This window comes from Streptomyces sp. JL2001, from assembly GCF_050917515.1.
GTDB lineage: Bacteria > Actinomycetota > Actinomycetes > Streptomycetales > Streptomycetaceae > Streptomyces.
In genome coordinates, this window is record NZ_CP169421.1 from 2,838,655 (window position 1) to 2,860,508 (window position 21,854).

Consider the following 21,854-nt stretch of genomic DNA (forward strand, 5'->3'; position numbering starts at 1 on the left):
CGCGAATTTGGGGCCGGCCTCGGCCACCGCCGCGTGTCGTCCCACACCCTCTCTGAACGCCCGGTCCCATCTGCGGGTTCCCGTGCGCAGCGGATACAGTCACCGTTGCGCCAACTAAGGGGACAGGAGAGGGCCATTACCGCCAACCGGCAGACGAGCTGGGCGTTCGCCGACGCCTTTGTCGCCGAGGACGAAGCGCTGCGCTGGGCCCGTGACCGGGCCCGGGAGGCAGCGCTGCCCTCGGTGTCACCGGGCACCGGCGCCGCTCTGCGCCTGCTGGCCGCCACGGCCGACGCGAAAGCCGTGGCGGAGATCGGTACCGGCACGGGCGTGTCCGGCATCTATCTCCTGTACGGGATGCGGCCGGACGGCGTCCTGACGACCGTGGACCTGGAGCCGGAGCGCCAGCAGTTCGCGAAGACGGCCTTCCGCGCCGCCGGTTTCGCCGGGAACCGGGCCCGGTTCATCCCCGGGCGCGCCCTGGACGTGCTGCCGCGGCTCGCGGACGGCGGCTACGACCTCGTCTTCTGCGACGGGGACCCGCTGGAGTCCCTGGACTATCTCGCTGAATCGTTGCGCCTGCTCCGACCTGGGGGTCTGGTCTGCTTCGAGGGCGTCTTCGCGGACGGCCGCACGGTCGACTCCGCGGCGCAGCCGGCGGAGGTCCTGAAGATCCGGGAGCTGCTCCGCGCGGTGCGCGAGAGCCAGGAGCTGCTGCCGTCGCTGCTGCCCGTGGGCGGCGGCCTGCTGTGCGCGGTACGCCGGGGCTGAGCGCCCCTCGCCCGGCCGTACGGGCCCGCCGCGTCCCGTGCCGGCCCCGGGAACACCTCTGCCCCGGCGCGGTGCTCACCGTGCCGGGGCAGAAGCGGAAAACCGGGTTTGTCGCGTCAGCCGACTACCTGCTTCAGGGCGTCGCCGAGGGCTTCGGCCTCGTCCGGCGTCAGCTCGACGACAAGCCGACCGCCGCCTTCGAGCGGAACGCGCATGACGATGCCCCGCCCCTCCTTGGTCACCTCGAGCGGGCCGTCGCCCGTCCGCGGCTTCATGGCCGCCATGCTCGTTCCCCTTCCTGAAACCAGCTCATCGTCAGCCGACGGCCCCTGAAGAGGGACACACGTCACCGGCATCGAACACATTGCTTCCAGGTCATTATCCCGCATCACAGGACCCGATGACCAACATCGGACTGCATCGCTTCCGCAACGCGCTTTCGCAAAACCGTCTATTTCGGCGATCGGCCTGCGATACTTCGCCGCCGCCCTTTGATGCAGGTCACATGTGCGCGAGGGGTGATGTCCGCCATGCTGAGCGGGTCAACGACGCAAAGACGCGAAGGGAAGCCGTGATGGCCGACACCGTGCTGTACGAAGTGAGCGACGGACTCGCCACGATCACGCTCAACCGGCCCGAGGCCATGAACGCGATGAACGTCGAGGCGAAGGTCGCGCTGCGGGACGCGGTGGAGGCTGCGGCGGCGGACCCGGCCGTACGGGCGGTGCTGCTGACGGCGGCGGGCGACCGCGCCTTCTGTGTGGGCCAGGACCTCAAGGAGCACGTGGGGCTCCTGATCTCCGACAAGGAGTCCGGGACGCAGCACACCATGAACACCGTCCGGGACCACTACAACCCCATCGTCCGGGCGCTGACGGGCATGGCGAAGCCGGTCGTGGCGGGCGTCAACGGTGTCGCGGCGGGGGCGGGCTTCGGCTTCGCCCTGGCGGCGGACTACCGGGTGGTGGCCGACACGGCCGCCTTCAACACCTCGTTCGCGGGAGTCGCGCTGACCGCCGACTCGGGCATGTCCTGGACGCTGCCGCGCCTCATCGGCGCGAGCCGGGCGTCGGACCTGCTGCTGTTCCCCCGTTCGATCACCGCGCAGGAGGCGTACGAGCTGGGCATCGTGAACCGGCTCGTGCCGGCCGCCGACCTGGCCCAGGAGGCCGCGAAGGTGGCACGCGCCCTGGCGGAGGGCCCGACGGTGGCGTACGCGGCGCTGAAGGAGTCCCTGGCCTACGGGGCGGACCACTCGCTGGCCGAGGCGCTGGAGAAGGAGGACGAGGCCCAGACCCGGGCCGGGGCCTCGGAGGACCACACGATCGCGGTCCAGGCGTTCCTCTCGAAGGAGAAGCCGAAGTACGTGGGGCGCTGACCCCGCCGGAGGCACGGAAGCCCCGTCCCGAACACCCGGGACGGGGCTTCCCCGTGCCTCGGGTGCGATCAGGCGCCGCGGGACACGCAGTCCCGGAGGTGGTCGTCGACCAGCCCGCACGCCTGCATCAGCGCGTAGGCCGTCGTCGGGCCGATGAAGCGCAGACCCCGCTTCTTCAGGGCCTTGGAGAGCGCCGTGGACTCGTCTGTGACGGCCGGCACGTCGGCCGTGGTCACCGGCGCCGGGCGGGTCGCCGCGTCGGGGGCGAAGGACCAGATCAGCGTGTCCAGTTCACCCGGCTCCCACTCCGCGAGCACCTTGGCGTTGGCCATCGTGGCGTCGACCTTCGCACGGTTGCGGATGATCCCCTCGTCGGCGAGCAGCCGCTCGCGGTCGGCCTCCGTGAACCGGGCCACCCGGGCGATCTCGAAGTCCGCGAACGCCTTCCGGAAGCCCTCGCGGCGCCGCAGGATCGTGATCCAGGACAGCCCCGACTGGAAGGCCTCCAGGCACAACCGCTCGAACAGGGCGTCGTCGCCGTGGACCGGGCGCCCCCACTCCTCGTCGTGGTAGGCGACGTAGTCCTCGGTCGACAGGCCCCACGGGCAGCGCAGCCCGCCGTCGGGTCCCGGCACGGCGGCGCCGGTCATCGGCCCTCGTCCTTGCGCAGCGAGGGTCCGCTCCCGGTGGGTCCGGTGTCCCCGGCACGCCGCCGGCCCGCCGCGCCGGCGAGCTCCGCCCGGAGCTCCGCGATCTGCTCGTCGCGCTCGGCGAGCTCCGCACCCAGCCGCCCGAGGACGTCGTCCACGTCGGCCATCCGGTAGCCCCGGACCGCGACGGGCAGCCGGAGCGCCTCGACGTCCGCCTGCTCGACCCGGCGCGTCGCCGGCAGGGGGTCGATCAGCTGCTCGGGCGCCGCCTCCGGCAGCACCTCGCTGTCACCACCGCCGACCACCGCCAGCGTGACCGCGGCCACGACCACCACCATCGCGATCAGCAAGAACCAGAACACCAGCGCGCCTCTTCCAGGAGTGGAAAACGTCCCGTGCCGATCGTGCCACGTGCCACCGACAGCTAGGGTCGCAGGCGAACGGACGCGAGGGAGGACAAAAGGGATGCTGCGCTTGGGACGGCGTGAATTCGGGCCGCACGAGCCGGTGATCATGGCGATCGTGAACCGGACCCCGGACTCCTTCTACGACCAGGGCGCCACCTTCCGCGACGAGCCCGCGCTCGCCCGCGTCGAGCAGGCGGTCGCCGAGGGCGCCGCGATCGTCGACATCGGCGGGGTCAAGGCGGGCCCCGGCGAGGAGGTGACCGCCGAGGAGGAGGCGCGCCGCACGGTCGGATTCGTCGCCGAGGTACGGCGCCGGCATCCGGACGTCGTCATCAGCGTGGACACCTGGCGCGCCGACGTCGGGGAGGCGGTCTGCGAGGCCGGCGCGGACGTCCTGAACGACGCGTGGGGCGGCGTGGACCCGGGACTCGCGGAGGTCGCCGCCCGCTACGGCGCCGGGCTCGTGTGCACCCACGCGGGCGGCGCGGAGCCCCGGACCCGGCCGCACCGGGTCGAGTACGAGGACGTGATGGCCGACATCCTGGAGGTGACGGTGGGGCTGGCCGAGCGGGCGGTCTCGCTGGGCGTACGCCGGGACGGGATCATGATCGATCCGGGTCACGACTTCGGGAAGAACACCCGGCACAGCCTGGAGGCGACCCGCCGGCTCGGCGAGATGACCGACACGGGGTGGCCGGTGCTGGTGTCCCTGTCCAACAAGGACTTCGTCGGGGAGACCCTCGACCGGCCGGTGAAGGAGCGGGTCCTGGGCACGCTCGCGACGACCGCGGTCTCGGCCTGGCTCGGCGCACAGGTGTACCGCGTCCACGAGGTGGCGGAGACCCGGCAGGTCCTCGACATGGTGGCCTCCATCGCCGGCCACCGACCGCCCGCGGTGGCGCGCCGCGGCCTGGCCTAGGTCCTGTCCGGGCGATCTTCGAGGATCGGCCCGCGGCGTCGGATTTGGTGTATCGCAAGGCGGAGGATCGCCCTCGTACTGGGCGTACTCGGGCGACTCCGACAACGCCGCGAGACGCCGCAGCCGTCGTCGCGGGCCCGAGAAGATCGCCCGGACAGGACCTAGGTGTTCTGTCCGGGGAGCGTCCTGCCGGGAACGCCACGGGGCGCCGGGCGGAAAGCCGCCCGACGCCCCGCGTGACATCCCGGACAAGTCCTAGCGGTTGACCTCCTTGGTCACCAGCGCCACGGCCTCGTCCACGTCGTCCGTCACGTGGAACAGCAGCAGGTCCCGCTCCGAGGCCTTGCCGCCCGCGACCACCGAGTCGCGGAGCCAGTCGACCAGGCCCCGCCAGTACTCCGTACCGAAGAGCACGATCGGGAAGCGGGTCACCTTGCGCGTCTGGACGAGGGTCAGCGCCTCGAACAGCTCGTCCAGGGTGCCGAGGCCCCCCGGCAGGACCACGAAGCCCTGCGCGTACTTCACGAACATCGTCTTGCGGACGAAGAAGTAGCGGAAGTTCACGCCGATGTCGACGTGCGGGTTGAGCCCCTGCTCGAAGGGAAGCTCGATCCCGAGGCCCACCGAGATGCCCTTGGCCTCCCGGGCGCCCTTGTTGGCCGCCTCCATCGCACCCGGGCCGCCGCCCGTGATGACCGCGAAGCCAGCCTCGACCAGGGCGCGGCCGAGCCGCACGCCGGCCTCGTACTCGGGCGAGTCGGGCTTGGTGCGGGCCGAACCGAAGACGCTGATCGCGCTCGGCAGTTCGGCGAGGGCGCCGAAGCCCTCGACGAACTCGGACTGGATGCGCATGACCCGCCAGGGGTCGGTGTGCACCCACTCCGAGTCGCCCTCGGTGTCCAGCAGACGCTGATCCGTGGTGCCCGACTGAACCTGGTCCCGCCTCCTGAGCACCGGCCCCAGCCGCTGCTCCTCCGGCTTGGCCGCTCCCTCGGGGATACCCATGGCCTGCTCCCTCCACCGACGATCCATCGATCCGACGATCGATCTTCCAGTCCGGTCAGGGTAGGTCCAGAGACGTGACAAAAAGCGAAATTACGCCTGTCCGTCAGTCAGCCAGTCGCGGAGACGTGCCTCGCACTGGTGGATCCGGTCCACCACGACGTGCTCGTCGCGCTTGTGCGCGTACAGCGGGTCACCGGGGCCGTAGTTCACGGCGGGCACGCCCAGGGCGCTGAAGCGGGCCACGTCCGTCCAGCCGAACTTGGGCAGCGCGCTGCCGCCGACCGCCTTCATGAAGGCCGCGGCGGCCGGGTGGGAGAGACCGGGCAGGGCGCCGGCGGAGTGGTCGTCGACCACGAACTCGGTGACCCCGCAGTCGGCGAACACCTCGCGGACGTGGGCCTCCGCGTCCTCCATGGTGCGGTCGGGGGCGTAGCGGAAGTTCACGACGACGGTGCAGGCGTCCGGGATGACGTTGTTGGCGACGCCGCCCTCGATCCGCACCGCGTTGAGGCCCTCGTGGTACTCCAGGCCGTCGATGACCGGCCTGCGCGGCTCGTAGGAGGCGAGCCGGGCGAGGATCGGGGCGGCGGCGTGGATGGCGTTGGAGCCCATCCAGGAGCGCGCGGAGTGGGCCCGCTCGCCCTCCGTGTGCAGCAGGACCCGCAGGGTGCCCTGGCAGCCGCCCTCGACCTCGGCGTTGGACCCTTCCAGCAGGATGGCGAAGTCGCCGTCCAGCCAGTCGGGGTGGGCCTCCGCGATCTTGCCGAGGCCGTTGAGGTGCGCGGCGACCTCCTCGTTGTCGTAGAAGACGAAGGTGAGGTCGCGGTTGGGCTCGGGGACGGTGGCGGCGATGCGCAGCTGGACCGCGACGCCGGACTTCATGTCGGAGGTGCCGCAGCCCCACAGGACGCCGTTCCCGTCGAGCCGCGAGGGCACGTTGTCGGCGATCGGCACGGTGTCGATGTGGCCGGCCAGGATGACCCGCTCGGCGTGGCCGAGGTGGGTGCGGGCGACGATGTTGTTCCCGTGGCGCTCGACCGTGAGGTGCGGCAGGAGACGCAGCGCCTGCTCGATCGCGTCGGCGAGGGGCTCCTCGCTCCCGCTGACGGAGGGGAAGTCGACGAGCGCGGCGGTGAGCGCGGGCCCGTCCATCGTGAGGTCCAGGGGAGCGTGGTCAGCCATGTGCCGACCCTAACCCGGCCTCCAGTACGGTGGGCCCCGTGTCCGAGTCCGCCTCCCTCCCCGGTCGAGACCGCAGCCGAAGCCGGCGCGGTCGCCCCGCCCGCTTCGCCGCGGCCTTCGCCGCGCTGCTCGGGCTGGCCGCGTACGTCGCCGTCCACCAGGTCACCGGCAGCATGGGCACGCCCCAGTGCACCGTGGGCAGTGGCGGGACCGTCTACGAGTTCACGCCGGAGCAGGCGTCGAACGCCGCCACCATCTCCGCCGTCGGCACCACCCGCGGCATGCCGGAGCGCGCGGTCACGATCGCGCTCGCGACGGCGCTCCAGGAGTCGGCGCTCCGCAACATCCGGCACGGCGACCGCGATTCGCTGGGCCTGTTCCAGCAGCGCCCCTCGCAGGGCTGGGGCACACCCGAGCAGATCCTGGACCCGGTCTACTCCTCGGGGAAGTTCTACGACGGGCTGGCCAAGGTCCCGGGCTACTCACGGCTGCCGCTGACCGTGGCGGCGCAGAAGGTGCAGCGCAGCGGCTTCCCGCAGGCGTACGCGAAGCACGAGCCGGACGCGGCGCTGCTGGCGGCCGCGCTGACCGGCCGGTCGCCCGCCACCCTGTCCTGCACGACGGGCACGCCCGGCGGGACGCAGGAGGCACGGGCGGGCGATCCGGCCAAGCTCCGGGCGGAACTGCTGCGCGACTTCGGCCCCGGGATCGCCCCGAAGGCGGTCACGGGCGGCGCCGGCAGCGCCGGTGCGCACGCGGGCGGCGGCGACGCCGTGATCTCCGTGCCGGTCCGGGCGACCACCGGCACGGAGGCGCAGCGGGGCTGGGAGGTCGCGCACTGGGCGGTGGCGCGGGCCGACGCGCTGCGCATCGAGGAGGTCGCGTTCGCGGACCGGGTCTGGCGCGCGGGTGACGCGGCGGGCGCGTGGGCGAAGGCGCGGAACACGGCCGCCGGGGACGCCGGCACCGTCCGCATCCGGCTCGCCCGGTAGGACCCGGCCGCCCCCGCACGGCGGACGCCCCCACCGGGCCCCGAGCCCGCACCCGGCCGACCCGCACCCAGGCACGCCCCCGCACCGGCCCGATCTCCCGGCGCGCCGGCCCCACGACCCGTCCCCACCCCGGCACGCCGTGGAGGGACGTCCGTCGTGGACCCGGCGCGCCACCGAAGCATCGGGGCGTCGTGAATCCGGCGCGTGCGCCGGCCGGCGGTGGTCCGCGTCTTTCCGGCTGTCCTCGCGCCACGCCACGCGATTCGCACATCGGTCGCGCATCCGTCCGGGAATTCACTCGGCCGAGGCACCCGCCGCCTTTCCGCACGGGGAATTCGACGACGGTTCGCACGCCCCGCCGGCGGGACTGCCATCCGGCGTCAATTCTGTTGCCCGGCAAGGGAAGTGACGGTTCGCCAGGTGCCGTCGCAATGGCTCGTTCGCCCGTTTTCCTCCCCACCCGACAATACGACGCATGACCAACTCTTTACCTTCGGTCGCCGCAACCTCTCCCTCCCCCCGGCCGGTTGTCACTGCGTCCGAACGCCGGACACGCAAATGTCCTCTCGTCGAAGGAGCACCATGTCCCTCCCCCTGACCCGTCGGATCGCCCGCGCCGCCCTGCTCATCGCGGCCGGAGCAGCCCCCGTGGTCGGTGCGGCCGGCTCCGCGAGCGCCATGGACCACAACCTCGCGCCGACCGGCGCCCTGCCCATCTCCACCCTCGACAGCGCCGGCCTCGGCGGCACCGTCGACAGCGCCTCGCAGACCGCGACCGGCGTGGCCGGCAACACCGGCAGCAAGGTCGTCGGCAAGGCGGTCCCGGCCGCCGGCAAGACCGTCGACACCGCCGGCAAGGCGGGCGACGTGCTCGGCAGGACCGCGGGCGCCGCCACCGAGAGCGCCGAGGGCCCGACCGCGGGCGCGCTCGGCGGTCTGCCCACCAAGGGCCTGCCGCTGGGCGGCGGGCTGCCGATCGGCGGCTGACCGGACCTGGAACGCGGGAGGGCCCGGGAGCCGATGCTCCCGGGCCCTCCCGCGTGTCGGCCGGCCGTCAGCCGAGGCGCTTGACCGCCGCCTCGACCCGCTCGTCGGTGGCGGTGAAGGCCACGCGCACGAAGCGCTCCCCCGCCGTCCCGTAGAACTCGCCGGGCGCGACCAGGATGCCCAGCTGCGCCAGGTACGCCACCGTGTCCCAGCACGGCTCGTCCCGGGTCGCCCACAGGTAGAGGCTGGCCTCGCTGTGCTCGATCCGGAAGCCGTGCGCCTCCAGGGCCGTCCGCAGGGCCGCCCGCCGCGCCGCGTAGCGCTCGCGCTGCTCGGCCACGTGCCCGTCGTCGCCGAGCGCGGCGACCGTCGCGGCCTGCACCGGGGAGGACGTCATCATGCCGCCGTGCTTGCGGATGAGCAGCAGCTCCGCGAGGACGGCCTCGTCGCCCGCGACGAAGGCGGCACGGTAGCCGGCCAGGTTGGAGCGCTTGGAGAGCGAGTGGACGGCGACGATGCCCTCGTACGAGCCGCCGCAGACGTCCGGGTGCAGCACGGAGACCGGCTCGGCCTCCCAGCCCAGCTCCAGGTAGCACTCGTCGGAGAAGAGCAGCACGCCGTGCTCACGCGCCCACGCCACGATCCGGGTCAGCTCGTCCTTGTCCAGGACCCGGCCCGTGGGGTTGGACGGGGAGTTGAGCCACAGCAGCTTGAGCCCGGCCGGGTCGAGTTCGGTCGGGTCGTCGTACACGACCGGCTCGGCCCCGCAGAGCCGTGCGCCGACCTCGTACGTCGGGTAGGCCAGCCGCGGGTAGGCCACACGGTCCCCGGCACCGAGACCGAGCTGGGTCGGCAGCCAGGCCACCAGCTCCTTGGAGCCGACGACCGGCAGGACGTTGCGGTGGGTGAAGCCGACCGCGCCCAGGCGTCGCTCGCACCAGCCCGTGAGCGCGTCGCGCAGCTCGGTGGTGCCCCACACCGTGGGATAGCCCGGCGAGTCGGCCGCCGCGACCAGCGCCTGCCGGATCAGCTCCGGCACCGGGTCGACCGGGGTGCCGACGGACAGGTCCACGATGCCGTCCGGGTGTGCGGCCGCCGTCTTCTTGTACGGCTCCAGGCGGTCCCAGGGGAAGACGGGCAGGCGCGAAGAGACTGCGCTCACGGGTTGGCTCACTTCCTCGTACGTACGGGGTGACGCGCGGGGCGGGCGTGTCGCGGAGACCCGCCGGGCAAACGCGTCGGTCCCGTACAGCGGGCGAGGCCGTACGGGACCGAGGGCGGTTCGATCAGCCGTTCTGCGGCGGCAGAGCGGCGATGAAGGGGTGGTCGCGCTCGATCAGGCCGAGCTTGGAGGCACCACCGGGCGAACCGAGCTCGTCGAAGAACTCGACGTTCGCCTTGTAGTAGTCCTTCCACTCCTCCGGGGTGTCGTCCTCGTAGAAGATGGCCTCGACCGGGCAGACCGGCTCACAGGCACCACAGTCGACGCATTCGTCCGGGTGGATGTACAAGGACCGAGAGCCCTCGTAGATGCAGTCGACGGGGCACTCCTCGATGCATGCCTTGTCCTTGACGTCGACACAAGGCTGCGCGATGACGTAGGTCACGCTGTCGTTCCTCCTCGATAGGGCTGGTCTGCGCGGGAGCGCGGCGTCGTCGATGCCCGCCCCTAGTATCTCCGTTCTTGGGGACGATCCGAACAGGAGGGGCGGAGAAGCTGTGGAATTCACCGCGGGAGGGCGCCTTGAGGTGCGAATCACCCACGCTGACGTGGGAAAACGCGTCTCAGTCCGGTACGTGACGGACTCGGCCGCACCCGGCGCGAAGTTCACCGACGCGGTCGGCGTTCTCACATCGTGGGACACCGGTGTGCTGCTGATCACACGACGGACCGGTGAGAGCGTCCGGATCGCGGAATCCGCCCTGGTCGCGGGCAAGGTCGTGCCCGCCGCCCCGGCCCGCCGGCGCGGCCCCGCCGCCTCCTTCGAGGAGCTGGCCCGGGTGACCGCGCGCGCCTGGGAGCCGGTGGAGAGCGAACCGCTCGGCGGGTGGACGCTGCGGGCGTCGGCCGGCTTCACCCGGCGCGCCAACTCGGTCCTGCCGCTCGGCGATCCCGGCCTCCCGCTCGACGAGGCGCTCACCCGGGTGCGGGCCTGGTACGCGGCCCGCGATCTGCCGGCCTTCGTGCAGGCGGCGACCGGCGCCGAGGGCACCCAGGAGCTTCTCTGCGCGGAGCTGGAGCGGCGCGGCTGGCGCCGGGAGGTCTCGGCGGAGGTGCGGACCGGAGGTCTCGCGGCGGTCGGCGACCTGGACGCGGACGTCTCCGAGGTCCGCCTGTCCGGCTCGGTGGACGAGCCGTGGCTCCGGCGCTACCAGCGCTCGGGCGAGCCGGGACCGCACGTGCTGAAGGTGCTGGGAAGCGGCCCGCGGGTGTGGTTCGCCTCGATAGCGGGCACGGAAGACATACCGGCGGCGATCGGGCGCTGTGTGGTCGACGGCCGCTGGGCCGGCTTCATGGCGGTGGAGGTCGACCCCGCGTACCGGCGCCGTGGCCTGGCCACGGCGGTCATGACGGCACTCGCGCGACGGGCGCTCGACGAGGGCGCCTCGGCGGCCTGGCTCCAGGTGGAGACGGACAACGACGGCGCCAGGGCGCTGTACGAGGCGATGGGCTTCGCGGTCCACCACCACTACCACCACTACCGGCACCACGGATCGGCGGAGGCGTGACCGACTGGCGGCAGGAGTTCGCGGAGGAGGCCCGGGCACGGCGGCCGGACCTCGCCCGGCTCTGCCTGCTCGTCGGCGCGGTCGCGGACCCGGCGGTGACACGGCACGACCTGGACGCGGCGGAGATCGAACTGGACCGGCTGGCCGGACTCCTGCCGTACGGCGTCCGCGGCGCCGACGCCTGGCGTACGGCACTCGGGGAGCTGCTCGGCCGCCGCGAGGGCTTCCAGGGCGTCCCGGCGGACTACCAGCGGCTGGAGTCCTCGCTGCTGCACGAGGTCCTGCGGCGGCGCCGGGGCCTGCCGATCCTGCTGTCGGTGGTCTGGATGGAGGTCGCCCGCCGGGCCGGTGCGCCGGTCTACGGCCTCGGTCTGCCCGGTCACTTCGTGATCGGCTTCGGCGACCCCGCGGAGCAGGTCCTCGCGGACCCGTTCGCCGGCGGCCGGGCGATGACGAGCGCCGACGCCGAGCTGGTGGTGGCGGGCGCGACGGGCGAACACCTCGACCCCACGATGCTGCGGCCCACCAACCCGCTGGAGATCGTCCTGCGCGTCCTGAACAACATCCGCGCGTGGGCGGCGCCCCGGCCGGAACGCTCGGCGACGGCGCTGTGGGCGGTGGAGCTGTCCCTGCTGCTGCCCTCCCACCCGGCCCGCCTGCGCTACGAGCGCGCCGAGCTGCTGGTGCAGCGCGGCGAGTTCCTGACGGGCGCGACCGAGATGGAGGCGTACGCCTCGGTGGTGGCCGCGGTGGAGCCGAGCGCGGCGGCCACGATCCGCCACCGCGCGGCGGCGGCCCGGGCACTCCTGAACTGACCCGCGCACTCCTGGACCGACGGCCTCCCCGCCCCTGAGGTCACGGCGGGCCGGGCCGGCCGGCGCGGGCTCAGTCCTCGCCGTCCGCCCGGAAAGCCCCGCCGTCGGCCCCGCCGTCCTCGGCCTCGGCCTCGTCCTCGTCGGGCTGCCAGGGCGGGATCGTCCAGCGCAGGACCGTCCCGCCGGCACGAGGTTCGAGCGTCGCCGGGTACACCTGCCCGTGGGCCCGCTCCCCCCGGTGCCGCATGGCGTGGTCGCCCTGGTTCCAGCCGATGCCCAGAACGGCGATGCCGTCCAGGTCGATGAGCCCCTGCAGGAGGGGATGGGGCCAGGCGGCGCGCTGCAGCAGATGGAAGTGGTTGTGCGGTTCGACCGACCACACGAGACCCTTGCCGGGCCCTTCCGCCAGCCAGGTCGCGAGGCGGGCCTCGCGCCCCCGCGCCTCGGCCAGGGGCAGGTCGAGCCAGCCGCGCGGGCCGTCGCCCCAGAACGTCTGCGGGATCCGTTCACCGCCCAGGACGGCGTGCGCCTCGTCCTCGTACCGGCCCCAGTAGGTGAGGTCGGCCAGCCCGTCGACGGACTCGCCGCCGATGCCGACGAACGAGTCCAGAACCACGGCGTCCGCGATAACCATCCCGCACCGGTCGACGGGGAGGTCCCCGAGCGCCACCGGCGCGGGGGCGCGCTCCCCGGGCCACGGCAGGCCGAGATCCACCTCCAGGACGGAGATCGTCGGCTCGTCGTCGAAGGGCGACGGGGAGGTCAGGGCCCGGACGGGCAGCGGCCGGTCGGACGCCGCGGGCACGACGATCGCCTCGCCGTGCTCCGAGCCGGATTCGCCCTCGTCCGGGCCCGTGAGATGGCCGCCGGTCGGGGGCAGTTCACCGGCGCGCTCGGCGAGGGGCCGGCCCACCCGGGACCACCCGTCGATCCAGCCGGCCATTCCCAGCACGAGCAGGCCCGAGGGGGCGGTCACCTCGCCGAGCGCGGTGAAGCTCCCGGCGGCCACGGAGTCTTCGATCATGTGCCGCATTGAACCCCACGCCTCCGACACTCCTCGCGGGAGCCCGTCGAGCGCGCGCTCAGAGAACCCTGAGGTCCCGCTCCACCGAGGCGACGAAGCCCACCATCTCCCGGTGGTGGTCGGCGAGGGCCGGGTCCGGGCGGTGCACGGTGTGACGCCGGTAGCGGTGGAAGGCGATGATCAGCGCCGCGTGGACGATCTCCAGCGGCAGCAGCGCGAGATCCTCCGCCGAGAGCGCCGCCGTCTCCTGGTAGCCGTCGAGCAGGGCCCGCAGCCGCTCCGGGTCCAGGGCGCCGTCCACCCGGGCCAGCCCGACGGCCGCCATCCCGAGGTCGAGCAGCGGATCGTCGAGGGACACGGTCTCCCAGTCCAGGAAGGCGAGCCGGTCGCCCCGCACGAGGACGTTGTCGTCGAAGAGGTCGCCGTGCACGATCACCGGCACCCGCTCCCGGCCCGCCACGCCGGCGCGCACCCGCGCCAGCCGGCCGGCCGTCCACGCGGCGAACTCCCGGTCCGCGAAAGCGGGGATCAGCGCCTCGTCCTCCGGCGTGAGCCGCCGCGTGCCCACCGGCAGGTCCGCCAGCCCCGGCACCCCGGCCGGCAGGGTGTGCAGCCGCGCCAGTACGCGGCCGGCCTCGGGCAGCAGGGCGAGCGGCAGCGGCCGGTGGACCTCGCCCTCGATCCACTCCTTGAGGAGCACGGGCCGCTCACCGGGGAAGGCGACGAGGGACCCGTCGGTGGTCGGCACGACCGTGCAGGTGGGCACGCCGAGCCGCCACAGGGCCCGGGTACGGACGGCGAGTCGACCGGCGCTCAGGGCGTCGTGGTCGTCCAGGACGGTGAGGACGAACTCGTCCGAGGCGGTGGAGAGCCGGAAGCTGGAGTTGGCCGCCCCACCCGCGAGCGGTACGAGCCGCAGCGGCTCGATGCCGTAGGCCCGGGCCACCGCGGGCACGTCGATCTGGTCCACTGCGGTGTACGTCGCCACGCTGTTCGTTCCCCTCGGGTCCCGGCCGCCTCCACGGGCGCCGCTCGTGCCGGCGGCTGTGCAGCGCGCGGCGCCCCAGTGTGCGGGCCGTCGGCCGCACCCGTCCAGGCGATTGCGGGAGGCCGGGAACCCTCCTGAACAGGAACGCCGTCTATACGATGCCGTACAGACAGCGGGCCGGCCCGGCCCCGCGACGGCCGCGGGGATGCCGGCCGAGCCGAGGGGAGACACGGATCATGGGCGCGACCCGCACGCCGCGCGGCAGGTGGATCGAGGAGGGGCTGCGGGCCCTCGCCGCGGGCGGTCCCGAGGCCGTCCGGATCGAACCGCTGGCGCAGTCCCTCGGGGTCACCAAGGGCGGCTTCTACGGCTACTTCGCGAACCGGGACGCCCTGCTCGGCGAGATGCTCGACACCTGGGAGCGCGCCGTCACCGAGGCGGTGATCGAGCAGGTCGAGAGCGGCGGGGGCGACGGCCGGGCCAAGCTGGAGCGGCTGTTCACGATCGTCGCCACGTCCGGCGACGAGCCGATGCGGGGCATCGCGATCGACCTCGCGATCCGCGACTGGGCGCGGCGCGACGCGGCGGTCGCGGAGCGGCTGCGGCGCGCCGACAACCGGCGCATGGAGTACCTGCGCACCCAGTTCCGCACGTTCTGCCCGGACGAGGCCGATGTCGAGGTGCGCTGCATGCTCACGTTCTCGGTGCGCCTCGGCAGCCGGCTCATCGCCGCCGAGCACGGCGACCACAGCCGCGAGGACGTGATGGCGCTGACCCGCGAGTGGCTGCTGCGCTGACGCCACGGGGCGCGAGGGGGGTGGGCGGGGTGGGTGGGTGGGTGAGGTGGGTGGGCGAGACCGGGCCGAGACGGCAGGGGCCGGGACAGCAAGGCCGAGGCTGCGGGGTCGAGGCGGGGGCGGGACGGGTGCGGCGGCCAACTCCCCCCGTGTGCCGGTCGCGTTGTCGCCCTACCAGCCCCTACCGAGCGTAACGTGACCCACGCCACTGTGTGACCGGTTCCCCACACAGAGCGAAAGGCGCGCAATGGATACACCTCACGGCCCGGGCAGCTTCGTCGCCCACACCGGCACCGACGTCTACGGCCCCGGCAAGGTCATCGGCTCCGACGGCACCCACCGGCGGGTGCGCTTCGTGCACTTCGTCGCGACAGTCCACGTCGGCAACCTGCGAGCCGCCTCACCTGGGGAGACCCGCGAGATCCAGGAGTGGCTGCGGGCGAAGAGGCAGCGCTACGGAGGCGACTGGTGACGGCGCCGCCGACTCGGCGCGGGGGTACGCGGACCCGGACCGCGCCCCGGGGTCCGCGCCGGGCCGTCCGCTCCCCGCGTGCGCCCTTCTCGCGCCCCCCCACGGAAGGCGTCCGTCACATGAAGTGACCGTCCAGCTACCGGAGTTGCTGTACGGTGAGCGCAAAGCGGCCCCCGAGCCGGTTGCCGCCGGCGCCGAGGGCCTTCACTTCGAGTGCTCTAGGAGGCACCCGGAATGCTTCGCCATGCTATCCCTCCGGCGGCGCGCTTCAGTCAGATCCCGAACGAGATCCTGCGCCATCCGCACCTCAACGCGGACGCCGTCCGCCTCCTGGCCTGGCAGCTCTCCCTGCCCGACGGCGTCGACGAGCCGCTGTCGCGAACAGCCGGACGGGCGGGTCTCGGAAAGCTCGCCTTCCTGCGCGCCAAAGGGCAGTTGAAGGCGGCGGGTTACGTCCACGAGTGGCGCGAGCAGGTCGAGCGGGGGCGCTGGCGCACCCGGCAACTCGTCTCCAACGTGCCGCTGAGCCCGGCGGAGGCGGCACTCGTCCGCTCCCCGGAGGCCGGGACGGTCCGGCCTGGCGAAGCGACACCGGCGGACTCCGCGACCGACGGAACTCCGACGGACCACACCCCCGGCTCCACCCCCGGCCTCCCGCTCCCCGCCGATCCACCCCTGACGAACTCCACACCCGCGCCTGCGGGAACCGTTCCCCCGACGCCCGCCCCTCCGGGGGGTGTTCCTCCGGGGGTTGTTCCTCCGGAGGCTGTGCCTCCGACGGCCGCTCCTCCGGGGGTTGTTCCTCCGACGGCCGATCTCCCGGCCGCCGGTGGGCCGATGGTCCGGTCCGTCGGCCGTCATCCGAGAAAGACCTCCGGAGGAAACACCTCCCACCCTCCCGCGCCTCCCGAGGCGCGGCGGGCCGTCGAGGACCTGACCTCCCTGGACCCCCGACTGCGGATGGCACCCCGCGCGATGTTCCCGGAACTGGCCGGCCTTGCCGCCCGCTGGCTGGCGGCGGGTCACTCGGCCGAGTCGCTGCGCAGCGCCGTCGCCCGCTCCCTGCCCGCACGGGGCGAACTGGTGCACCACCCCGGGGGCCTGCTGCGGTACATCCTCCGCGAGGTTCCACCACCATCCGGCCCGGCCACGCCTCCGCCGCCCGTCGTCGCGACGATGCGGGAGTGCACGGGGGCCCGGCACGTCCAGCCGATGCTTTTCCGCCCACTGGCCGACGAGGAGCTGTGCGGCCCCTGCCGCACGGAACACCCCGCGCCCCCCGCCCGCTCCCTCGGCGCCACCCTGGCCAGAACGGCCCTGCGCACCGCCACGGGGACGTGACCCGGGGGCGGGTCGGGAGGGGCGACGGGGTGCGATGGGGCTCGACGGGGCGCGGCGGGGTGCGAGCAGGGGCTCATGGGACCGGGCGACAGCGGGAGCGACGGGCAGGGCCGACGGTCGGACGGGCGGCAACGGGTCGACGCACGGACGGCAAGGGCCCGACGGTCGGACGGGCGACAGCAGGGCAAGGCACGGACGGGAAGGGCCGACGAGGGGCGAGGCGGCAATCGCGGAACACGGCCCTGCGGGCGGGGCCTGGGGTCTTGGGCTCGGGGCTCTTGTTTGTTTCTGGTGGTTGGCCGCCCTCTCTCCGAGTGTGGCGGATTACGGCGCCGCTTCAAGGGCGCTCCTTCGTCGCGTCGGCTTCGCCGATTTCGCTTCGCTCCACCCTTGACCCGTCGCCTCCACCCGCCTTTTCACACTCGGAGGGCGGCCCGGGGGGATGGGCCCAGGCGGGGGCCGGCGGGGCGCGCAGCACCGTCGGCGGCCTCGGCCTTTGGGGTGGCTCCCCGCACCCATTGAATGGGGCAGTCGGGCTCGGCTTAGCGGGTGCTGCTCGTCTCGCGGCTGGGATTCATGCCCCGCTGGTCATTCCCGGTGGTGGGTGAAGCCGAATTCGAGAGCCCATGGAGAGTCGACGCCTCAAGCGGACCTCCTCCACCCGGCCCGATCCATCCCGACCATGCGGAGTCATCCCGAATGACGCTACGGCGTACATTACTTGCGGTAACCCGGACGGGATAAGGGACTTCACGGGCATATCGGACTCTCGGCGGGCTTAATGTACGCCGTAGCGTCATTGAGCAGCCGATCCCAGACCGGCGATGGGATGGGTGGGGCGGATGGGACCCGTGCGACCGCCGCCCCACGCGCCCCGCGCCCCCTGGCCCCCGGCCCCCGGCCCCCGGCCCCCGGCCCGAACTGGCGATGGCGGCTGCGGATTCGGCTGCACCCCCACCGGACATTGACCAGCGGGGCATGAATCCCAGCCGAGACACGACGGATTGCCGCTAAGCGCCGCCGCGTCACCCCATTCAATGGGTGCGGGAAGCCACCCCGAAAGCCGACGGACGCCGACGGCGCCCGGGCCCCACCGGGCCCCGGAGCGGATGCCCCTCCCCGGGCCGCCCTCCGAGTGTGAAAAGGCAGCCGGGGCCGGGCGGTCAAGGGTGGCCGAAGGCCATCGCGCAGCGACGCGACGAGGAACGAGGAGCGCCCTTGAGGGCACGGACCCGGCTGCCACACTCGGAGAGAGGGCGGCCAACCACCAGAAGCCGACAAGAGCCCCAGCCCCAAGAACCAGGCCCCCCACCCCAAGACCCCCACCCAAGCCAGGGCCTTGGCCCGACCCCGAGTCAGGGCCTTGGCCCCACCCAAGCCGGCCCGACCCCAAGCCAGGGCCTCGGGCCCACCCCCACCCTCGGGCTCAGCCCTGGCCGTTGAGGTCGATGACCTTCGTGCGCTCCGCCGGGGTCTTGCCGAGCAGGGCCTCGCGCATCGCGAAGGCCACGTCGTCGGCGGAAACCTGGTGCTTCTTGCCGTCGCCCTTGGTGATCATGATCCCGTCGAAGACGCCGTCGAGGAGGCCCTCGATCGCCTGCTTGTCGTAGACCTCCACCAGGCGGCCGTCGACCGCCTTCATGGAGAGGATCTTCGGCAGGGACTTCGCCGGGCCGAACTTGATCTCCTTCGAGCCCGCCTTGATCGTGACCAGGCCGGACATCGCGGGCTCGGCGAACTCCTTCATGGCCCGGTCCAGCTCGGCCTTGGTGATCGTGGGCTCACGGCTGACGACCGGCAGCTCGACGACGGACGCCTTGCCCGTCTCGACCTGGGCGCGGTACGCGTCCCGGACGGAGACCACCGAGCGGGCCACGTCCAGGCCCTTGCCCGGCTTGCCCTCCACGGCGGTGACCTTGCCCGGCGAGAAGACGATCGTGCCGTCGGTCGCCGAGCCGGACGACCCGGCCACGTCGGCGAGCGCGGCGGCCAGCTTCTCCTGGTCGACCGGGAGCTTCGGTTCGGCGACGCGCTCGCCGCCGAACAGGGAGCCGATCACGGAGACGGGGTTGTAGTCGCTGCCCGCCGCACCGCGGACGGTCTCCTGGCTGTCGAGGGAGAGTCCCGCCTTGTCCGGCGCGAGCTCGACCTCCTTGCCGCCGACGTTGAGCCTCAGCGGGGCGTGGGCCCGCTTGCCGAGGGCGGAGTCCAGCCGGTTGACGGCCTCCTCCTTCGTGCCGCCGCCGATGTCGACGCCGAGGACCGTGGTGCCCTTGGGCACCTCGGAGTGGTTCAGCAGCAGGCCGGCGCCGTACGCGACGCCGAGGAGGCCGAAGACGCCGGCACCCGCGAGGACCAGCTTGGAGCGGCCCTTCTTCGCCGGGGCCGCCGGGGCGGCGGGCCGGGGCGCGGGGCGGGGGGTCGCCGGGGCGGCGGGGCCGCGGTCGGGGGCGCTCCGCTCGGGGGGCCGGGGTGCGCGTTCCGGGCCCGCGGGGACGACGGGGATGCCGCTGGTGAGCGTGTCGCCGGAGATGTGGGCGGCGCCGTCGCCCGGTGCGACGGGGCCGGGGCTCTGCGGCGTCAGGATCGCGGTGTCGTCGGACATGCGGGGGGCGCCGCCGAACGGGTCCCCGGCGAAGGGGTCACCCGCGACGGGGTTGCCGGCCAGCGGGTTGCCGGCCACGGGACCGCCCATGGGGGCGCCGGCCAGCGGGTTGCCGGCGACCGGGCCGGTAGGTGCGCCGCCGATGGGGCTGCCGCCGGTGACGGGGCCGCCGGTCGGGCCGGCCGGCGGCTTCGGGCCGCGCGGGGAGAAGGGGTCGCCGTCGGGGCCGTAGGCGCTCTCGTCCTTCGGCGTGCTGAGGAACATCGGCGTGCCCGCCGCGGGGGTGGCCGAGATGGAGGGTCCGGCGACCCTGGGGATCGAACCGGTCGCGGGGCCGGCGAAGCCGGATCCGTGGGCCTGGGAGCCGCCCTGGGACGGCGTCCCGCCCTGGACCGGGGGTGCCGGCCGGGTGGGGGGCGTCGCCGGTCCGGCGCCCGCGGGGGCCGCGGGGGCCTGCGGGGCGGCGCCGGGGGCCGGGGCCGACGGCTTGCGCGGGGCGAACCAGTCGCTCGTCTTCTCCTCCGCCTTGGGAGGCTCCGGCGCCGGCTCCGGCTCCGGTGCGGCCTGCGGCTCCGCCGCCGGCTCGGCGGCGGGAGCGGGCGCGGCGGAGGCGCCGGAGTCACCCACCGGCTTGCGGACCACGACCGGCGGGATGGGCCGCGAACCCGGGATGTTGATCCGGATCCGGGTCGTCAGCGTGGTCTCGGTCTTGGGCTCCTCCGGCTGCGGCGGCTTGGGCGCGGCGGGGGCGGCGTCCTCGGGCGCGTCCTGCGTCGGGTGGAGCGACGGATACTGACGGGATCCGTACGGCGGTGTACCCGAGGGGTAGGCGGCTCCACCGCGCCCCTGGGCGCCGGAGGACGAAGTGTCAGTCTCTCGACCAGTTTCACGACTCAAAGCAGGATCTCCCGGTTGGCTCCACCGCCCGCTCTTGCTGGTGCTCGTGTACCGGGCGGCTCGGCGGCGCGCACCACCATACTGGCCGCCGCCGACTTGTACCCGACCGCCGGTGGCTCTGCGACGGGCATTCCGGCCGAAGTCCGGGCAGTGAGCGGCTCAAGTCGGCCTGCTCACGGGGCCGGAGGCGCCAGCCGGGGCAGGGTGGCGCAGATCACAGCGATCGCCATGCCTCCGAGCAGGTAGATCATTTCCGCGACTCCACCACCGAATGCGCCGTCCCCTTCCGCCCGTCCGAAGCTGAGCAGCACGATCGCGACGAGCCAGCCCGCTCCCGCGGCGACGACGCCGAGTTGCGTGCCGGTGGCGCGCAGGCCGCCGTAGAACACCCCCGCGGTGGCGAGCAGCGCGAGGATCAATCCACCGGGGAACCAGGCGCTTTGGACGAACGAGCCCGCCGTTCCGACCAGCGCCCCGAGGACGAAGAGGAGTACGTACCAGGCGGCGCGGGCGTTCAGCCGCGGGCCGGACGAGGGGGCGGGGCGGCTCTCGGGCCGGGCGCCGGGGCTGTTTTCGGGGCGGGGGCTCACGGCGTCACCACGCCGGCGAAGAGGTCGTCCTCGCGCTCGCCGCGGGGTGCGCCGGGCTCGCCGTGGACCAACTGGTAGTACTCCGTGGTGAAGATCGGCTGCCCGAGGTCGTTGGAGAGGGCGAAGTAGGGCCCGTCCACGGCGATCTGCGTGGCGTGCGCCCTCATCGCGGCGGTCTTGCGCGCCGTCGCGTCCGCCCCGCCGTCGATCGCGGTGGTGATCAGGGAGTCGTCGACCACGCCCGGGACGTCGTCGATGTCCGCGATGCCCGGGAAGTCGGGTGCCGCGGCGCGCAGCCGGGCGAAGCCGGCCTCGGCGACCGGTCGCGGGACGCGGTTCCAGTAGATCTTGTCGATCCGGTGGGCGGGGCCGAGCTCGGGGCGGTAGCCCGGGTCCGCGGCCAGCTCGGCGGCCCGCGTGGCGACGCGGTGGGCCTGGATGTGGTCGGGGTGGCCGTAGCCGCCGTCGGGGTCGTAGGTGACGAGGACCTGGGGGCGGGTCTCCCGGATCACCGCGACGAGGTGGGGTGCGGCGTCGTCGACGGCGGTGTTCCAGAAGGCGCCCTCGCGGCGGTTCTGGTCGGCGCCCATCATCCCGGAGTCGCGGAAGCGGCCCCGGCCGCCGAGGAAGCGGTGGTCGGTGACGCCGAGCTCCTTCATCGCGGCGGCGAGTTCGGCGACGCGGTGGTCTCCGAGCCGGTCCTCCCGGTCGGGTGCGAGATGGGCGAGTTCGGCCGGAATGACCTCGCCCTCCTCGCCGAGGGTGCAGGTCACGAGGGTGACCTGGGCGCCCTCCGCCGCGTACCGGGCCATGGTCGCGCCGTTGTTGATCGACTCGTCGTCGGGGTGCGCGTGCACCAGGAGGAGACGACGGGCTGGGCGGTCCGCCGCGGGGAGATCGGTCATGGCCCCACCCTACGAGGCGGGGCCGCGGTCGGTTCGCGAGGTCAGAACTTGAGTCCGCCGATCATGCCCGCCACGTTCGTGGTGAGCGTGCTGATCGACGGGGCGATGGACGAGCTCGCCAGGTAAAAGCCCAGGAGCGCGCAGACCGCCGCATGTCCAGCCTTCAGCCCGGATTTCCGGATCAGCAGGAAGACGACGATCGCCAGCAGCACCACCGCCGAAATCGAGAGTGCCACGGCGGTTCACCTCCACACTTCTTCGGTCGGATATTCGGACGGTCAGTTCGGCGAGCATGTGCAGGTGTCCCTTACCCACCTAGCGCTACGGATCATAACTATGTGTGGCTCCGCATCGATGGTGTACGGGGGCACAGGGGGGCGCACAGCGCTAGGTTCGGCG

General features: G+C 73.4%; 23 protein-coding genes. 10 read left to right on the plus strand and 13 right to left on the minus strand.

Annotated elements, in window-relative coordinates; all coding sequences use genetic code 11:
* The first annotated feature begins 105 nt into the window (after positions 1–105).
* Positions 106–771: an O-methyltransferase gene (locus ACE1OA_RS12350; RefSeq protein WP_432752772.1), complete on the plus strand. Its 666-nt coding sequence runs from the start codon at positions 106–108 to the stop codon at positions 769–771.
* A 116-nt stretch (positions 772–887) separates the two neighbouring features.
* On the opposite strand, the gene ACE1OA_RS12355 is transcribed toward ACE1OA_RS12350, so the two are convergent.
* Entirely contained in the window at positions 888–1,055 is a 168-nt protein-coding gene (locus ACE1OA_RS12355; protein WP_006346801.1) for a DUF3117 domain-containing protein, read from the minus strand.
* Between the two features lie 290 nt (positions 1,056–1,345).
* Between ACE1OA_RS12355 and ACE1OA_RS12360 the strand changes: the two genes are divergently transcribed.
* Positions 1,346–2,149: an enoyl-CoA hydratase/isomerase family protein gene (locus ACE1OA_RS12360; RefSeq protein WP_356606547.1), complete on the plus strand. Its 804-nt coding sequence runs from the start codon at positions 1,346–1,348 to the stop codon at positions 2,147–2,149.
* A 68-nt stretch (positions 2,150–2,217) separates the two neighbouring features.
* Here the strand turns inward: ACE1OA_RS12360 and ACE1OA_RS12365 are convergent, their stop codons facing one another.
* Positions 2,218–2,799 (minus strand): DNA-3-methyladenine glycosylase I, encoded by a 582-nt coding sequence (locus tag ACE1OA_RS12365; RefSeq protein WP_147981077.1) that lies wholly within the window; start codon positions 2,797–2,799, stop codon positions 2,218–2,220.
* Entirely contained in the window at positions 2,796–3,161 is a 366-nt protein-coding gene (locus ACE1OA_RS12370) for a DivIVA domain-containing protein (RefSeq protein WP_356606543.1), read from the minus strand. The genes ACE1OA_RS12365 and ACE1OA_RS12370 overlap by 4 nt, the downstream gene beginning before the upstream one ends.
* A gap of 103 nt (positions 3,162–3,264) precedes the next feature.
* Here ACE1OA_RS12370 and folP point away from each other — a divergent pair, with 103 nt between their 5' ends.
* Positions 3,265–4,125, plus strand: coding sequence for a dihydropteroate synthase (gene folP, locus ACE1OA_RS12375; protein WP_356779010.1), 861 nt, complete (start codon positions 3,265–3,267; stop codon positions 4,123–4,125).
* A gap of 255 nt (positions 4,126–4,380) precedes the next feature.
* On the opposite strand, the gene ACE1OA_RS12380 is transcribed toward folP, so the two are convergent.
* Together ACE1OA_RS12380 and dapE are read right to left on the minus strand one after the other, a co-directional pair.
* The gene (locus ACE1OA_RS12380) at positions 4,381–5,130 is read right to left on the minus strand and encodes a TIGR00730 family Rossman fold protein (RefSeq protein WP_356609867.1); all 750 of its coding nucleotides are present in this window, start codon (positions 5,128–5,130) and stop codon (positions 4,381–4,383) included.
* Between the two features lie 90 nt (positions 5,131–5,220).
* Positions 5,221–6,312, minus strand: coding sequence for a succinyl-diaminopimelate desuccinylase (dapE, locus tag ACE1OA_RS12385; RefSeq protein WP_356609865.1), 1,092 nt, complete (start codon positions 6,310–6,312; stop codon positions 5,221–5,223).
* Positions 6,313–6,341: 29 nt separating this feature from the next.
* On the opposite strand from dapE, the gene ACE1OA_RS12390 reads away from it, so the two are divergent.
* Complete coding sequence (locus tag ACE1OA_RS12390) at positions 6,342–7,304, plus strand: hypothetical protein (RefSeq protein ID WP_356609863.1); 963 nt, start codon at positions 6,342–6,344, stop codon at positions 7,302–7,304.
* A 582-nt stretch (positions 7,305–7,886) separates the two neighbouring features.
* On the plus strand, positions 7,887–8,291 hold the full coding sequence (locus tag ACE1OA_RS12395; protein ID WP_432752773.1) for an ATP-binding protein: 405 nt from the start codon (positions 7,887–7,889) through the stop codon (positions 8,289–8,291).
* Between the two features lie 67 nt (positions 8,292–8,358).
* Here the strand turns inward: ACE1OA_RS12395 and ACE1OA_RS12400 are convergent, their stop codons facing one another.
* Both ACE1OA_RS12400 and fdxA read right to left on the minus strand, forming a co-directional pair.
* A complete protein-coding gene (locus tag ACE1OA_RS12400; protein ID WP_356609859.1) occupies positions 8,359–9,453 on the minus strand; it encodes a bifunctional succinyldiaminopimelate transaminase/glutamate-prephenate aminotransferase in 1,095 nt (364 codons plus the stop codon).
* Between the two features lie 124 nt (positions 9,454–9,577).
* Entirely contained in the window at positions 9,578–9,898 is a 321-nt protein-coding gene (fdxA, locus tag ACE1OA_RS12405; protein ID WP_003985062.1) for a ferredoxin, read from the minus strand.
* Positions 9,899–10,010: 112 nt separating this feature from the next.
* Here fdxA and ACE1OA_RS12410 point away from each other — a divergent pair, with 112 nt between their 5' ends.
* Entirely contained in the window at positions 10,011–11,021 is a 1,011-nt protein-coding gene (locus ACE1OA_RS12410) for a GNAT family N-acetyltransferase (RefSeq protein ID WP_432752774.1), read from the plus strand.
* Positions 11,018–11,836 (plus strand): transglutaminase-like domain-containing protein, encoded by an 819-nt coding sequence (locus tag ACE1OA_RS12415; protein ID WP_356609855.1) that lies wholly within the window; start codon positions 11,018–11,020, stop codon positions 11,834–11,836. The genes ACE1OA_RS12410 and ACE1OA_RS12415 overlap by 4 nt, the downstream gene beginning before the upstream one ends.
* 70 nt (positions 11,837–11,906) lie before the next feature.
* On the opposite strand, the gene ACE1OA_RS12420 is transcribed toward ACE1OA_RS12415, so the two are convergent.
* Positions 11,907–12,860: a hypothetical protein gene (locus ACE1OA_RS12420; RefSeq protein WP_432752775.1), complete on the minus strand. Its 954-nt coding sequence runs from the start codon at positions 12,858–12,860 to the stop codon at positions 11,907–11,909.
* 58 nt (positions 12,861–12,918) lie between these two features.
* The gene (locus ACE1OA_RS12425) at positions 12,919–13,848 is read right to left on the minus strand and encodes a phosphotransferase (protein WP_432752776.1); all 930 of its coding nucleotides are present in this window, start codon (positions 13,846–13,848) and stop codon (positions 12,919–12,921) included.
* A gap of 236 nt (positions 13,849–14,084) precedes the next feature.
* Between ACE1OA_RS12425 and ACE1OA_RS12430 the strand changes: the two genes are divergently transcribed.
* The 3 genes from ACE1OA_RS12430 (at position 14,085) to ACE1OA_RS12440 (ending at position 16,458) form a co-directional block, all read left to right on the plus strand.
* Entirely contained in the window at positions 14,085–14,645 is a 561-nt protein-coding gene (locus tag ACE1OA_RS12430; protein WP_356609849.1) for a TetR/AcrR family transcriptional regulator, read from the plus strand.
* Positions 14,646–14,892: 247 nt separating this feature from the next.
* Positions 14,893–15,117 carry a hypothetical protein gene (locus ACE1OA_RS12435; protein WP_386541131.1) on the plus strand — a complete coding sequence of 75 codons (225 nt, stop codon included), beginning with the start codon at positions 14,893–14,895 and terminating at the stop codon, positions 15,115–15,117.
* 234 nt (positions 15,118–15,351) lie between these two features.
* Positions 15,352–16,458 carry a hypothetical protein gene (locus ACE1OA_RS12440; RefSeq protein ID WP_432752777.1) on the plus strand — a complete coding sequence of 369 codons (1,107 nt, stop codon included), beginning with the start codon at positions 15,352–15,354 and terminating at the stop codon, positions 16,456–16,458.
* A gap of 1,426 nt (positions 16,459–17,884) precedes the next feature.
* On the opposite strand, the gene ACE1OA_RS12445 is transcribed toward ACE1OA_RS12440, so the two are convergent.
* The 4 genes from ACE1OA_RS12445 to ACE1OA_RS12460 all read right to left on the minus strand — a co-directional run bounded on the left by ACE1OA_RS12445 (position 17,885) and on the right by ACE1OA_RS12460 (position 21,691).
* Entirely contained in the window at positions 17,885–19,960 is a 2,076-nt protein-coding gene (locus ACE1OA_RS12445) for a hypothetical protein (RefSeq protein ID WP_432752778.1), read from the minus strand.
* Positions 19,961–20,133: 173 nt separating this feature from the next.
* The gene (locus tag ACE1OA_RS12450) at positions 20,134–20,550 is read right to left on the minus strand and encodes a DUF6113 family protein (protein WP_386541137.1); all 417 of its coding nucleotides are present in this window, start codon (positions 20,548–20,550) and stop codon (positions 20,134–20,136) included.
* Positions 20,547–21,455, minus strand: a complete 909-nt coding sequence (mshB, locus tag ACE1OA_RS12455; protein WP_356606880.1) for an N-acetyl-1-D-myo-inositol-2-amino-2-deoxy-alpha-D-glucopyranoside deacetylase — start codon at positions 21,453–21,455, stop codon at positions 20,547–20,549. The genes ACE1OA_RS12450 and mshB overlap by 4 nt, the downstream gene beginning before the upstream one ends.
* A gap of 41 nt (positions 21,456–21,496) precedes the next feature.
* A complete protein-coding gene (locus ACE1OA_RS12460; protein WP_137993529.1) occupies positions 21,497–21,691 on the minus strand; it encodes a hypothetical protein in 195 nt (64 codons plus the stop codon).
* Positions 21,692–21,854: the final 163 nt, after the last annotated feature.

Bases quoted from the DNA above. Each gene is read 5' to 3' on its own strand.
- ACE1OA_RS12440 (WP_432752777.1), top strand. From the start codon at position 15,352: ATGCTTCGCCATGCTATCCCTCCGGCGGCGCGCTTCAGTCAGATCCCG.
- ACE1OA_RS12380 (WP_356609867.1), bottom strand. From the start codon at position 5,130: ATGGGTATCCCCGAGGGAGCGGCCAAGCCGGAGGAGCAGCGGCTGGGG.
- ACE1OA_RS12355 (WP_006346801.1), bottom strand. From the start codon at position 1,055: ATGGCGGCCATGAAGCCGCGGACGGGCGACGGCCCGCTCGAGGTGACC.
- folP (WP_356779010.1), top strand. From the start codon at position 3,265: ATGCTGCGCTTGGGACGGCGTGAATTCGGGCCGCACGAGCCGGTGATC.
- ACE1OA_RS12420 (WP_432752775.1), bottom strand. From the start codon at position 12,860: ATGATCGAAGACTCCGTGGCCGCCGGGAGCTTCACCGCGCTCGGCGAG.
- ACE1OA_RS12365 (WP_147981077.1), bottom strand. From the start codon at position 2,799: ATGACCGGCGCCGCCGTGCCGGGACCCGACGGCGGGCTGCGCTGCCCG.
- ACE1OA_RS12360 (WP_356606547.1), top strand. From the start codon at position 1,346: ATGGCCGACACCGTGCTGTACGAAGTGAGCGACGGACTCGCCACGATC.
- ACE1OA_RS12430 (WP_356609849.1), top strand. From the start codon at position 14,085: ATGGGCGCGACCCGCACGCCGCGCGGCAGGTGGATCGAGGAGGGGCTG.
- mshB (WP_356606880.1), bottom strand. From the start codon at position 21,455: ATGACCGATCTCCCCGCGGCGGACCGCCCAGCCCGTCGTCTCCTCCTG.
- dapE (WP_356609865.1), bottom strand. From the start codon at position 6,312: ATGGCTGACCACGCTCCCCTGGACCTCACGATGGACGGGCCCGCGCTC.
- ACE1OA_RS12395 (WP_432752773.1), top strand. From the start codon at position 7,887: ATGTCCCTCCCCCTGACCCGTCGGATCGCCCGCGCCGCCCTGCTCATC.
- ACE1OA_RS12435 (WP_386541131.1), top strand. From the start codon at position 14,893: ATGGATACACCTCACGGCCCGGGCAGCTTCGTCGCCCACACCGGCACC.